A 12,861-nucleotide genomic window follows, 5' to 3' on the forward strand; every position below is an offset into this window, starting at 1 on the left:
GGACCCGTTGTGTTCAACCTGTAGCCCACCGTAGTGATCCGAGGTCAGCCTCGCCCTGTGAACCTCAACATTCCCCACACTCCCCAGTACCGCATGAACCTCATCGCCGGCGAGCACTCGGTCCGCCACATCCGCCGTATCGTCCGCTCGCTGCTCCAGGAATGGCAGCTGCCGGAGCTGACGTTCGCCGTGGAGCTGGGCGTGAGCGAGCTGGTCACCAACGTCGTACGGCACGTGCCGGACCGCCGCTGCACCGTAGTGCTCGCGCGGCAAACGGCGGGCCTACGGGCCGAGGTGACCGACGGGTTCGCTCAGCTGCCGTCGCCGAAGCGGGAATTGGACGAGGAGTCGGAAAGCGGACGCGGCCTCGCCCTGCTGGACGCCGTGGTCGACAAGTGGGGCGTGTCCCCGGGGGCCGCCGGCGGAAAGACGGTCTGGTTCGAGTGCGGGGCCGCCGGCATTACCCCAACGGTCACGCACTGCCGACGCTCACCTTCCGTGCCTCTTGGGCGCCCTCACTCGTAGCCGCCGTAATCGTCTTCGCCCTCGGTCCCTGGAACACGTACGACAGGCCGAAGCCCGCGCTCACCACCGCCGCGCCGCCGATCGCGTCGAGTACCCAGTGGTTGCCGGTACCGACGATGGCGGAGACGGTGACGAGGGGGTGCAGGAGGCCGAGGGCCTTCATCCACCACTTGGGGGCGATGACCGCGATGACCACCCCGCACCACAGGGCCCAGCCGAAGTGCAGTGACGGCATCGCCGCGTACTGGTTGGTGAGCCCGGTCAGGGTGCCGTAGTCCGGCTTGGAGAAGTCCTGGACGCCGTGGACGGTGTCGATGATGCCGAGCCCGGGCATCAGGCGCGGCGGGACCAGCGGGAAGAGCCAGAAGCCGATCAGGGCGAGGAAGGTGGCGAAGCCGAGGGAGGCGCGGGCCCAGCGGTAGTCGACGGGGCGGCGCCAGTAGAGGACGGCGAGGATGGTCAGGGGCACTACGAAGTGGAAGGACTCGTAGTAGAAGCCGAAGAAGTCCCGCAGCCAGCCGACCTTCGCGACGGCGTGGTTGGCCCAGTGCTCGATGTCGATGTGCAGGAAGCGTTCGATGTCGAGGACGATGTGCCCGTGGTGCTCGGCCCGGGCCCGGCCGCCGGAAATGGTGCCGCCGGTCGCGGCGAGGCGGACCTGCTGGTAGGCGGCGTAGACAACGCGCATGAGCAGCAGTTCCAGCAGCAGGTTCGGGCGGGTCAGGACCCGGCGGAGGTAGGGCAGGAGGGGGACGCGTCGGAAGCGGGGCGGGGCGGCCGGGGCGTACTGCGTCGGGGTCGGGGTCTGGTAGTGGGGGGACGTCCGGGAGAGGAAGGGGGCGGCCGTGGCGGCGGTGAGGGCCGCGAGGAGGACAAGGTTGTCGCGCAGCGGGAACAGCACCGACATGTGCGGCAGCATCATCTTCGCCGGGAGGGTCGTCACCAGGATCATCGCGACCGGCCAGACGTAGCGGTCGGAGGCCCGCCTGCCGACCCGGCCGACCATGGCGAGCAGCACCCACAGCAGCTGGTGCTGCCAGGCGGTGGGGGACACGGCGACGGCGGCGCAGCCGGTGATGGCGACGGCGAGCAGCAGCTGCCCGTCGTGGGCGTAGTGGACGGCGCGGCGCAGGCCGAGGGCGGCGACGGCGGCGCCGAGCAGGAGGAAGAGGGTGATCTCCAGCGGGCCGGTGAGGCCGAGGCGGAGCAGGGCGCCGTGCAGGGACTGGTTGCCGAGGGCGTCGGCCTTGCCGCCGAGGCCCGTCCCGGCCATGTGGTGCACCCAGTACGTGTACGAGTCGTGCGGCAGCGCCGCCCAGGCGAGCGCGGTGCAGGTGGCGAAGGTGCCGGCCGTGGCGACGGCGGCCCGGCGGCGTCCGGTGAACCACATCAGCGGGGCGAAGAGCAGCATGGCCGGCTGCAGGGCGGCGGCCAGGCCGATACACAGCCCGCTCTGCCGCTCGCTGCGTGCGGTGAAGCAGCCGAGCAGGACGAACAGCACCGGGATGATGCTGGTCTGGCCGAGCCACAGGGCGTTGCGGACGGGCAGGGACAGCATGAGCAGGCTGATCGCGACCGGCGCGGCCAGCAGGGAGGTGCGGCGGCCGATCGGCTGGGGCAGTGCGCGGGCGGCGACCAGGCCGAGGGCGACGACCAGCAGCAGCGTGCCGAAGGTCCAGCCCCAGCCGAGGGCGGCCTGCGCGGAGCGGGTGAGGGGTTTGAGGACCAGGCCGGCGAAGGGGGTGCCGGTGAACCGGGTCGAGTCGTAGAGCGATCCCTTCACATGGAGGACGCCGTGCGGGCCGACCCAGGTCTCCAGGTCGGTCAGCCGCTCGGTGCTCGGCGTGGTGAGGACGACGGCCAGTTGCCGTACCGCGAGGATCGTCGCCACCGTCCACAGGGCGAGCCGGGCCGCGAGCAGCCGTTCGTCTGCCGCGCCGTTTCCGAGGGTGTCCGCCGGTCGCCCGCTGTGCTCCACGTTCGCCACGCCTCGCCGGCCTCCCGCCCCGTAGGTCCCGGCGTTGTTCACGCCGAGTTCTTCCGCGAACCCTATGGGGCTCGCATCCCCCCGGAGAAGGACGCGGGCCACCCCCGCTTCACCTGACGTCCGTTCTCCTTTTGTCCGGATGACGACGGTCAGGGGTAGGGGTGGTTGCCCTCACGTGGCGCGACAAGGATCACAGCCGAGGGGTGGCATGACGCGCGCCGAGCGGGCAGACGTACCTGCGTATGCGCCGTTTAGCTGCACTGTGCAACTAACCGCATACGCGCCGTAAGGGGCCGAAGTCCCCCTATGGTCGGTTTTCGGCCCGTTTCCCGGCAGTGTCGCCGTACGGGCCGCGCCTCTGTCCCCGTCGAAAGGTAGGCGAGCCCCGTTTTGGCGACCGCCACAGCCGTCTCCCCGTCCCTGAAGACCCCGCCGAGGGCCGTACAGGCCCCGGCCGACGTCACCGTGACCGACCCCGCGCTCGTCAAGCGCGCCGTGAAGGCGGCCGCGCTCGGCAACGCGATGGAATGGTTCGACTTCGGCGTCTACAGCTACATCGCGGTCACCCTGGGCAAGGTCTTCTTCCCGTCCGGCAACCCGACCGCGCAGCTGCTGTCGACATTCGGCGCCTTCGCGGCGGCCTTCCTGGTCCGTCCGCTCGGTGGCATGGTCTTCGGCCCGCTGGGCGACCGCGTGGGCCGCCAGAAGGTGCTCGCCCTCACGATGATCATGATGGCGGCGGGTACGTTCGCGATCGGCCTGATTCCGTCGTACGCGACGATCGGCGTGGGCGCGCCGCTGCTGCTCCTGGCCGCCCGGCTGGTGCAGGGCTTCTCCACGGGCGGTGAGTACGCGGGCGCGTCGACCTTCATCGCCGAGTACGCCCCCGACAAGAAGCGCGGCTTCTTCGGCAGCTGGCTGGAGTTCGGCACGCTGGCCGGTTACATCGGCGGCGCGGGTCTGGTCACCCTGATGACCGCGCTGCTCTCCTCCGACGACCTGGTGTCGTGGGGCTGGCGCATCCCGTTCCTGATCGCGGGCCCGATGGGCATCATCGGCCTGTACCTGCGGATGCGGCTCGAGGAGACCCCGGCGTTCGCGGCGGAGGTCGAGAAGGCGGAGGCTTCCCGGCCGAAGGTGCCGCTGCGCGAGATGGTGGCGGGCCAGTGGAAGGCGCTGCTGCTGTGCATGGGCCTGGTGCTGGTCTTCAACGTCACCGACTACATGCTGCTGTCGTACATGCCGAGCTATCTGACCAGTGAGCTGAAGTACGACGAGACGCACGGGCTGCTGGTCGTGCTGGGCGTGATGGCCCTGATGATGATCGTCCAGCCGTTCGCGGGTGCGCTGACCGACCGGATCGGCCGGCGTCCGGTGATCGCCGCGGGCTGTGCGGGCTTCCTGTTCCTGTCCGTCCCGGCGCTGCTGCTGATCCGCCAGGGCAGCCTGCTCGCTGTCGCGCTGGGCATGGGTGCGCTGGGGCTGCTCCTGGTGTGCTTCACGGCGGCCATGCCGGCCGCGCTGCCCGCTCTCTTCCCGACGCGGGTGCGGTACGGCTCCCTGTCCATCGGCTTCAACGTGTCCGTGTCCCTGTTCGGCGGGACGACTCCGCTGGTCGTGACCGCGCTGATCGGGGCGACGGGGAACATGATGATGCCCGCGTACTACATGATGGCCGCGGCTGTGGTGGGCGGGTTCGCCGTGTGGCGGATGTCGGAGTCGGCGGGACGGCCGCTGCCGGGTTCCGCCCCGGCGGTGGAGGGTCGCCCAGCGCCGTAGCCCCGCGCCCCTGGGGAGTTGCAGCGCCGTCGGCCTTGTAGTGCCGCCGCCAGCGCCGGAACCGTTTACAGGGCGGCACCGTCTGTTGCCCTGTGAATCGCGCCCGAATACTCAGCCTGCTCCTCACCCTCCTCGGCATCCAGCTGACCTGGCTCATCGCCCCGGCCTACGCCTGCGGCTGCGGTGCGATGGTGCCGGACCCCGCGACGCAGATCTCCGTGGCCAACGAGCAGTCCGTGCTGCGCTGGGACGGCCGCGAAGAGCAGATCGTGATGCGGCTGACAGTGAACGGCGACGCGCGACACGCCGCCTGGATCATGCCCGTCCCGCACCGCGCCACCGTCCGCCTCGGTGACCCCGCCCTCTTCGACCAGCTGGCCACCGCCATCGCCCCGGTGCACCGCACCCGCGACTACTTCTGGCCAAAAAACGGCGACTGGCCCTTCGACGACCGCGACATGGCAGCCGACGCCCCCGCCCCCGGCGCCGACGGCGGCGTCGGGGTGGTCGGCCGCCAGCGGCTCGGCCCCTTCGACGTGGCCCGGCTGACCGCCACCGACCCCGCCGCACTCGGCGACTGGCTGCACACGCACGGCTTCTCCCTCCCCGCCCGTCTGAAGACGGCCCTGCAGCCGTACGTCGACCGGCACTGGGAGTACGTGGCCGTCCGCCTCGCCCCGGACACCGGCGACGGCAACGGCACCGCACTGCACGGCGCGCTGGACCCGATCCACCTCACCTTCGCCGCGGACGGCCCGGTGTACCCGATGCGGCTGTCCCGCCTGGCGAGCCTCCCGCAGTCGCTCGGCCTGTACGTCCTCGCCGCGCACCGCATGGAGACCCGCTCGGCGATCGGCGGCCTCCAGCCCAGCGTGGTCTTCGCGGGCCGCCTGCACGCACACGGCGACGCCCTCGGGAAGCTGGCCGCGGGCACGCCGTACCTGACCGCGCTCACCCAGCGGTTCCCCGACCCGGCCCGTATCTCCGGCGACCACGAGCTGCGCCGGGCCGCCGCCGACACCCCGGTCCAGCAGGTGATCTACGACTACCGGATGCGCGAGATCGCCGGGATCCCGGCCTGGCTGCTCACCGTCGGCGGCGTCCTGCTCGTGATCGCGGCGGGCATCGCCGTGATCGTCGTACGGAGCCTGCGGGCGGTGAAACGGCCGACGATCACCCCGTCGGCGCCCATCGGCTGAGACGATGTCGGCGGGAAGGGCAGACACTCGGGAAAGGCAGCGGGACCATGAGCGACTCCCCACTCTGGGACGACGTCGACGACTACTTCACCAGCCAACTCGCCCCCGATGACGAGGCGCTGCAGGCGGCCCTGCGCGAGAACGAAGCCGCGGGGCTGCCGGACATCGCCGTCACCGCGACACAGGGCAAGCTCCTCCAGCTGCTCGCCCAGGTGCAGGGCGCGCGGCACATCCTGGAGATCGGCACACTCGGCGGTTACAGCACGATCTGGCTGGCCCGGGCCCTGCCCGAGGACGGCAGACTGGTGTCGCTGGAGTACGACCCCAAGCACGCGGAAGTAGCCACCCGGAACCTCGCCCGGGCCGGCCTGGACAAGATCGCGGAGGTGCGGGTGGGCGCGGCCCTGGACTCGCTGCCCCAGCTGGCCGACGAGAATCCGGCCCCGTTCGACCTGGTCTTCATCGACGCCGACAAGGCCAACAACGAGCACTACGTGGAGTGGGCGCTACGGCTCACCCGCACCGGCAGCCTGATCGTCCTGGACAACGTGGTACGCGGCGGCCGGGTCGCCGACGCGGGCAGCACCGCACCCGACGTGGTGGGCACGCGCGCCGCGATCGAGCTGATCGCCTCCCATCCACGCCTGAGCGGTACGGCGATCCAGACGGTCGGCACCAAGGGCTACGACGGCTTCGCGCTGGCCCGCGTCCTGGCCTGAGCCGCCGCCGCGATCGCTGGGCTAGTGGCTCAAACCTCGTGGAAGAAGCCGACGTTGACGCTGCGCGGCGCGGTGCGGTCCTGGACGACGATCTCGCCGGACCCGCCGTGCGGCAGCCGTACGGTCGCGCCGTAGCCGAGGGGCTGGGCGTACTCCCCGACGGCCAGCCGTACTTCGGAGGCCGGGTCGGCCTGGGAGCCGCGCAGCCAGGTGAGTTGCCAGCCGCCGTCGGGGCCGCACAGGAACTCCAGGTGCACCCGGGAGACGAACAGCCAGTCCTCCGGGGTGACCAGCCGGCACACGGAGGCGTCCCGGCCGACCCGGAGCACGGCGCCCGGCTCGCTCGGCGCGTCGGCCATCGTCATGCCGGCCGTGGCGCCCGCGTCGGCCCCGGAGACGGTGGCCATGGTGAGTTCGAGCACGCGTGTTCCCCCTGTGACGTCCCTGCACGGCGGCCGGATTGTCGTACCGCCGCCGCATGATAAAACGCCCGGCCGGGCCGCGTCCGGCACAATGGGTTCATGACCGAGCGAAAGCCACCCGGGGTGCCGTTCGAGTCCTGGGTCGACAAGCAGATCCGTGACGCGCAGGGGCGCGGCGAGTTCGAGCGGCTGCCCGGCACGGGCGAGCCGCTGCCCGCCGACCTCGACGCCGCCTACGACGAACTGTGGTGGGTCAAACGGAAGATGGCGCGCGAGGGCCTGTCCGTCCTGCCTCCCGCCCTCGCCCTGCGCAAGGAGGCCGAGGACGCGCTGGCGGCGGCGTACGCTGCGCCCTCGGAGCGGATGGCCCGGAAGATCATCGAGGACGTCAACGTCAAGATCAAGGACATGATGTTCAAGCCGCCGCCCGGTCCTCCGCTGGGCAAGAAGCCGTACGACGTCGAGGAGGTCGTACGCGAGTGGCGGTCACTCAGAGGTGCAGCAGACGCCCGGCCAGCTCCCGGTAGTCCTTGAGGGCCAGCCTGAGCTGCTCGGTGTCGGTCTCGGACCCCGGGCCACGGTCCTCGGAGGCCTCCCAGGAGCGCCGCAGCGTACGCCGCCGCCGCGCCACGGCCTCACCGAACCGCGTCGCGATCTCCTCCACCACCCGATCGGCCTCCTCCACGGCCCCGTGAGGCCGGTCCACGAACCCGGCAGCCACCTCCCGTATCCGCCGCTCCCACCGGTCCGTCTCGTCATGCGACAGCAGCGGCGCACCGGTACCGGAGGGGGCGGGTCCCGCCTCGCCGACGGTGCCCGCGCGTCCCGGTGCCGTCGGCCAGGTGTCCGGCGCCCGCGACTCGGTCGTGTGCGCCTCGCGCCCGGTCACATCACCGGGAGAGGGCACGCCCAGCCCGTCGTCGGGCATCGAACTCTCACCCGCCATTCGGCCTTCGCTCGGTACGGGTTCCCTTCCGGGGCGGGGTGGGGGTTCGGCGGTGGTGTTGGCGGATGCCAGGTCTTCCGTGCCGGGTCGTAGGCCCTCGGTGTCGGCCGGACCCGGTGGGTGTGCGGGTTCCGGACGGTGGGTGGGGGCATCCTCTGGTGTGCGGTCGTCGGCTGTCAGGCCCTCTCTGCCGGGGCCGGGGCCGGGCTCCTCAGCGCTTCGGCCGCGCGCGGTGTTCATGCCCGCCGGGCCCGGAGGGTGCGGTGGTGCGTCCTCCGGGGTGCGGTCGTCGGGGAGGCGTTCCTCCGGTAGGGGGTCCCTTGGGACGTGTGCGTCCTCGGGGGTCCAGTCCTCGTCCGGTGGCTGCGGGATGCGGCCGGTGGGGCGTTCGTCGCCGGGGCCGCTCGTCGTCCTGTCCGACATGGCCGTCAACTTTCCTTCGCGTGGCTCCTGCCGAGGGCCCGAGAGCCATGGGCCCGGTGGCGGCCCGAGCCGCCCCCGCCGACCTGGGTCAGGTCGTCGAAGAGGGCGCGGGCGCCGACGAGCGCCGTACGCATCTCCTCGGTCCCGGAGCCGGCCTCGGTCATCGCGTCGCTCGCCCCGGCGCGGGCGACCCGATGCACCTGCCGATAGCCGTCGACGTGGTCGGCGTGGTGCACGGACAGCGCGGCGAACTGCTCCTCGTAGTGCCCCCCGTCCGGGTAGCCGCGCGCGACGGCGAGCTCCGCGAGCAGCCGGTCGGCCTCGGCCACCGCCTGCCGCGGCGCGTCGACGAAGTGTTCCTGTACGGCCGTCCAGCGAGCCTCGTACCGCTCGCGCCCGGCCGGGTCCAGCGGCCGTTCCCGCAGGTCACCATGGTGTTCGACACGCTCGGCCAGCTCCCGTTCGGCGGCCTTGGTGTCCCCCTCGTGCAGGGCCACGGTCCGCTCGTACTCGGGCCCGAAACGCTGCTTCAGACCGGGCCCGCGCCGGCCGCGGCCACGCAGGATCAGGGCGGTGGCCGCACCGACGACCACGACCGCCACGATCACCACCAACACGATCATGCCTGTGGACATGGCTGCCTTCCGATCCGGCCGGCCTCACTGACCGGCTCCCCCTCCGGGTGACCCGGAAGGGGAGCCACAAACGGCACTCAGCCTGCGAAGCGGCGCAGTCCGGTCACCGACCAGACCGTCGCGATACGCCCGTCCACCACCTCCAGCAGATCGATCCCGCTCTTCTGCGTGCCGTCCGCCAGGGTCACGTACCAGCAGCAGGCGACCCGGCCCAGCTCGCCGTCCACCAGCGGCGTTCCGTCGACGGCGTACCGCAGTCCCGGCTTCTCCTCGCGGAAGTCGGAGACCAGGCCGACGATCCCGGCCGGGCCGTGGACCTCGTCGGTGACGGCCCCCCTCTCGGGATCGTTGGCGAAGCGGATGCGGAAGCCGGGGGCGAGGAAGGCCTCCGGGTCGCTGAGGTCGCCGTTCCACAGCGCGGTCCAGCGGTCGAAGAGGGCGATGCCGGTTGCCTGCGAGATGAGTGCTGGTGTCGATGTTGATGTCGATGTCGGTGTCATGGGCATCAGCTTCCGCTCGGCCCGCGACACCCCCCTGTCGGTGATTGCCGTCACATCACGGTCGCCGCATCGAGCGGTACGACATCGGAGCCGAGGGTGTCCAGGGCGGCGAGGTCGACCGCTCGGTGCGGGACCCGCTCGTCCAGGGCCGTCGCCGTGCGGACCCGGTCCAGCCGGAAGCCGCGCGGTGCGTCCCGCAACCGGCACCAGCCGGCCAGATACCAGTGCTCGGCGCCGCCGAGGAAGCCGAGCGGTTCCACGTCCCGCGCGGTGACCCGGCCGGCGGCGTCGGCGTACTCCAGGCGCAGCACCCGGCCCGCCGTCAGCGCCTCCCGGAGCGCGGCGGGCACCGCGGGTCCGGCGGGCGGCGCCGGGCGGGCGGCCGGCACGAGCAGCCGTACCCGGCCGGTCAGCTCGGCCGCCGCCCGCCGCTCCCGTTGCGGCAACACGGCCAGCACCTTGTGCAGCGCGCTGCGCGCGTCCACCGCGAACGGCGTCCCGGCGAGGGCCTGCAGCCCGACGGCGAGGGCGGTCGCCTCGGCCGGGGTGATGGTCAGCGGCGGCAGCGTGCGTTCCCGGTCGAGGACGTACCCGCCGCTGCGGCCCGGCTCGGCGTGGATGGGCACCCCGGACTGCTGCAACGCGGCCAGGTCCCGCTCGATCGTGCGGACACTGACCTCGAAGCGCCGGGCGAGCGCACGGGCGCTGCGGGGGCGGGGAGCGGCGGCGCGCAGCTCCTCGACGAGGGCGTAGAGGCGGTCGGTGCGGTTCACGGCAGACAGTCTGCGGAACATCCGGCCGACGGGGCCGCAACTGCCCAGGGACGGGGCCCGTGTCGATACGCGGCTCCGCCGGGTGGGCGCGACCAACCGCGACCAACGGCAACCAGCCGCGCCGAACCCCGGTGAGCGGCGGTCAGCTGACCCTGGCCGTCGCCCCGTTGCGCGGGCGTTCGCGCTCGGTGCCGCACAGTTCGCCGGTGAGTTCCCTGACGAGCTGGGTCAGGTCGGTCGAGCGGCCGGGCTGCCACCAGTCGCCGAGGAGTTCGGCGAGGGACTCCTCGCGGGCCTTCGCGAGCCGTTCGGCGACCTCGCGGCCGGACACGGTCAAGTACAGGTCCAGGCCCCGGCGTTCGGCGAGGTGCCGTTCCTCGACCTGGCGGGCGGCGGCGAGGACCGCCTCGAGCGGGACGGGGCTGCGCTCGGCGAGCACGGCCGGCTCGACCGAGCCGTACTTGCGGATGCGCAGCAGCATCCAGCTGGCGGCGGGCAGCAGGTCGTACCCGGCCCGTTCGGTGATCTTCCGGTAGACCTCGCGGCGGCCCTCGCGGGTGCCGAGCAGCGACAGGGCCCGGCTGCACTCGTCGTAGGAGGACCGCTCGACCGGGTTGGGCGGGATGGTCTCGGAGACGTCCGGCGCGGTGACCGAGCCGCGCAGCCGGTCCTCCTTCAGGAACCAGGCCAGCAGGAAGCCGAGGAGGGCGACGGGGGCGGCGTAGAGGAAGACGTCGGTGATCGCGGCCGCGTAGGCGTGCAGGGCTGCCGGGCGCAGGGTGGGCGGCAGGGCGGCGATGCCGCGCGGGTCGGACTTGAGGGCGTTGGCGGACACGCCGGGGGGCAGGCTCACGCCCCGGAAGGCGGCGGCGAGCTTGTCGCCGAGGCGGCTCGCGAAGACCGTGCCGAAGATCGCCACGCCGAAGGAGGCGCCGATGGAGCGGAAGAAGGTCGCGCCGGAGGTGGCGACGCCGAGGTCCTCGTACGACACCGCGTTCTGCACGATGAGGACGAGGACCTGCATGACCAGGCCGAGTCCGAGGCCGAACACGAAGAAGTAGGTGCTCATCCGGGCGGTCGAGCTGTGCTCGTCGAGCCGGTGCAGCAGAAGCAGTCCGATGGCGGTGACGGCGGTGCCGGTGAGCGGGAACACCTTCCAGCGGCCGGTACGGCTGACGATCTGCCCGGAGACGGTCGAGGACAGCAGCAGGCCGAACACCATCGGCAGCATGTGCACCCCGGACATGGTCGGCGAGACGCCGTGCACGACCTGGAGGAAGGTCGGCAGGTACGTCATCGCGCCGAACATGGCGAAGCCGACGATGAAGCTGATGACGGCGGCGAGGGTGAAGGTGCGGATGCCGAACAGCTTCAGCGGCAGCACGGGTTCGGCGGCCCGCCGCTCGACGGCCACGAACGCCACGCCGAGTACGACACCCAGCACGGCCAGCCCGATGATCTGCGCCGAGCCCCAGGCCCATGTCGTACCGCCGAGGGAGGCGACCAGGACCAGACAGGTGGCGACGGCGGCGATCAGGAAGGTGCCGAGGTAGTCGATGACGTGGTGGGCGGTGCGGCGCGGGATGTGCAGGGCGGTGGCGATCACGGCGAGCGCGACGACGCCGACGGGGAGATTGACGTAGAACACCCAGCGCCAGCTCAGCTGCTCGGTGAACAGCCCGCCGAGCAGCGGGCCCAGCACGCTCGTCGCACCGAACACGGCCCCGAACAGGCCCTGATAGCGCCCGCGTTCACGCGGCGGCACGATGTCGCCGACGATCGCCATGGACAGCACCATCAGCCCGCCGCCGCCCAGCCCCTGCAGGGCGCGGAACCCGATCAACTCGGCCATGTTCTGCGCCATGCCGCACAGCGCCGAGCCGACGAGGAAGATCACGATGGCGGTCTGGAACAGCCGTTTCCGGCCATACTGGTCGCCGAGCTTGCCCCACAGCGGGGTCGCGGCGGTCGAGGCCAGCAGATAGGCGGTGACCACCCAGGACAGGTGCTCCAGGCCGCCGAGGTCGCTGACGATCGTGGGCAGCGCGGTCGAGACGATCGTCTGGTCGAGCGCGGCGAGCAGCAGCCCGAGGAGCAGGGCGCCGATCGAGACGAACACGTTGCCGGAGACGTGCTCGGCGGCCCGCATCTCCTTCTCCGCGCCGTGCGTGTCCAAGGCCATGGAGACCTCCCGGGACTCTGGGGCTCGAGTGCACCTCTTCCATCGTGGTCGGTGTCACCGTTTATGGCCTGTTGAGTCCCGCGTTTCCGGCGGCGGATGCGAAGAAGATGCGCATAGTGTCGGGAGTTCGTGAGGGGAGGGACGAACACGTGACTGAATCCGAGGGCCACACCTGCCCGGAGTGCGGCACACCGAGGGGCCCGGACCGAAGCCCGTCCTGCGACTGCACCGAGCGCACGGCCGAGGCCCTGCGCGAGACCCGCACGGCCGAGGCGGCAGCGGCGGAGGACTTCCATCCCTTACGGATACGGCCGTATGTGACCGCGGCAACCGACGAGCCCCACCCCGTGGAAACGGCAGGGGCAGGGGGCGTTGGCCCACCGGACACGAGCGGTGCGCTCACCGGCACCGACGGGGCACCGACCATGACGGGTGCGACATCCGACACGACTTCACGAGCACCGGCGGCTGCACCGGGCTTGCCGGGCGCGGGGGAAACTCGGGTATCGGCGGATGCGCCGGGCTTGACGGACGCAGGGGAAACGCGGGTGTCGACGGCTGCGCCGGGCTTGACGGGCACGGGCACGCGGGTGTCGATGGCTGTGCCTGGCTTGCGACCCGAGGCGGAGACGGGGCCGGGGCCGACCGTGCCTGGCTTGCCGCCCGAGGCGGAGACACGGCCGGGGCCGACCGATCCCGGCTTGCCGCCCGAGGCGGAGACACGACCGACGCCGACGACTTCCGGCCGGCAGCCGGACGCCGAGACACGAC

General features: G+C 72.0%; 11 protein-coding genes and 1 pseudogene. 5 read left to right on the forward strand and 7 right to left on the reverse strand.

The window, feature by feature from the left end:
- Nucleotides 1-57: 57 nt before the first annotated feature.
- Nucleotides 58-525, forward strand: a complete 468-nt coding sequence (locus ACWC0C_RS13130; RefSeq protein WP_450863793.1) for an ATP-binding protein — start codon at nucleotides 58-60, stop codon at nucleotides 523-525.
- Here ACWC0C_RS13130 and ACWC0C_RS13135 read toward each other — a convergent pair.
- Nucleotides 473-2,512 carry a bifunctional glycosyltransferase 87/phosphatase PAP2 family protein gene (locus ACWC0C_RS13135; RefSeq protein ID WP_450864069.1) on the reverse strand — a complete coding sequence of 680 codons (2,040 nt, stop codon included), beginning with the start codon at nucleotides 2,510-2,512 and terminating at the stop codon, nucleotides 473-475. The genes ACWC0C_RS13130 and ACWC0C_RS13135 overlap by 53 nt on opposite strands.
- A gap of 390 nt (nucleotides 2,513-2,902) precedes the next feature.
- Between ACWC0C_RS13135 and proP the strand changes: the two genes are divergently transcribed.
- The 3 genes from proP (at nucleotide 2,903) to ACWC0C_RS13150 (ending at nucleotide 6,209) form a co-directional block, all read left to right on the forward strand.
- On the forward strand, nucleotides 2,903-4,291 hold the full coding sequence (proP, locus tag ACWC0C_RS13140) for a glycine betaine/L-proline transporter ProP (RefSeq protein WP_450863795.1): 1,389 nt from the start codon (nucleotides 2,903-2,905) through the stop codon (nucleotides 4,289-4,291).
- Between the two features lie 92 nt (nucleotides 4,292-4,383).
- Nucleotides 4,384-5,490 (forward strand): DUF2330 domain-containing protein, encoded by a 1,107-nt coding sequence (locus tag ACWC0C_RS13145; protein WP_450863797.1) that lies wholly within the window; start codon nucleotides 4,384-4,386, stop codon nucleotides 5,488-5,490.
- A 47-nt stretch (nucleotides 5,491-5,537) separates the two neighbouring features.
- The gene (locus ACWC0C_RS13150; RefSeq protein WP_449201133.1) at nucleotides 5,538-6,209 is read left to right on the forward strand and encodes an O-methyltransferase; all 672 of its coding nucleotides are present in this window, start codon (nucleotides 5,538-5,540) and stop codon (nucleotides 6,207-6,209) included.
- Nucleotides 6,210-6,238: 29 nt separating this feature from the next.
- Here the strand turns inward: ACWC0C_RS13150 and ACWC0C_RS13155 are convergent, their stop codons facing one another.
- Nucleotides 6,239-6,631 carry a hypothetical protein gene (locus tag ACWC0C_RS13155; protein WP_449201134.1) on the reverse strand — a complete coding sequence of 131 codons (393 nt, stop codon included), beginning with the start codon at nucleotides 6,629-6,631 and terminating at the stop codon, nucleotides 6,239-6,241.
- A 99-nt stretch (nucleotides 6,632-6,730) separates the two neighbouring features.
- Here ACWC0C_RS13155 and ACWC0C_RS13160 point away from each other — a divergent pair, with 99 nt between their 5' ends.
- Complete coding sequence (locus ACWC0C_RS13160) at nucleotides 6,731-7,165, forward strand: DnaJ family domain-containing protein (RefSeq protein WP_450863800.1); 435 nt, start codon at nucleotides 6,731-6,733, stop codon at nucleotides 7,163-7,165.
- Here ACWC0C_RS13160 and ACWC0C_RS13165 read toward each other — a convergent pair.
- The 5 genes and pseudogenes from ACWC0C_RS13165 to ACWC0C_RS13185 form a co-directional block, all read right to left on the reverse strand.
- A complete protein-coding gene (locus ACWC0C_RS13165) occupies nucleotides 7,122-8,000 on the reverse strand; it encodes a hypothetical protein (protein WP_450863802.1) in 879 nt (292 codons plus the stop codon). The genes ACWC0C_RS13160 and ACWC0C_RS13165 overlap by 44 nt on opposite strands.
- A gap of 5 nt (nucleotides 8,001-8,005) precedes the next feature.
- The gene (locus ACWC0C_RS13170; protein WP_449201137.1) at nucleotides 8,006-8,635 is read right to left on the reverse strand and encodes a hypothetical protein; all 630 of its coding nucleotides are present in this window, start codon (nucleotides 8,633-8,635) and stop codon (nucleotides 8,006-8,008) included.
- A 77-nt stretch (nucleotides 8,636-8,712) separates the two neighbouring features.
- A complete protein-coding gene (locus tag ACWC0C_RS13175) occupies nucleotides 8,713-9,135 on the reverse strand; it encodes a nuclear transport factor 2 family protein (RefSeq protein WP_450863804.1) in 423 nt (140 codons plus the stop codon).
- Nucleotides 9,136-9,185: 50 nt separating this feature from the next.
- Nucleotides 9,186-9,908 (reverse strand): helix-turn-helix transcriptional regulator, encoded by a 723-nt coding sequence (locus ACWC0C_RS13180; protein ID WP_449201139.1) that lies wholly within the window; start codon nucleotides 9,906-9,908, stop codon nucleotides 9,186-9,188.
- Between the two features lie 142 nt (nucleotides 9,909-10,050).
- Nucleotides 10,051-12,099, reverse strand: a pseudogene (locus ACWC0C_RS13185) (DHA2 family efflux MFS transporter permease subunit); the annotation flags it as partial.
- Nucleotides 12,100-12,861: the final 762 nt, after the last annotated feature.

Source organism: Streptomyces sp. NPDC001709, assembly GCF_053596375.1.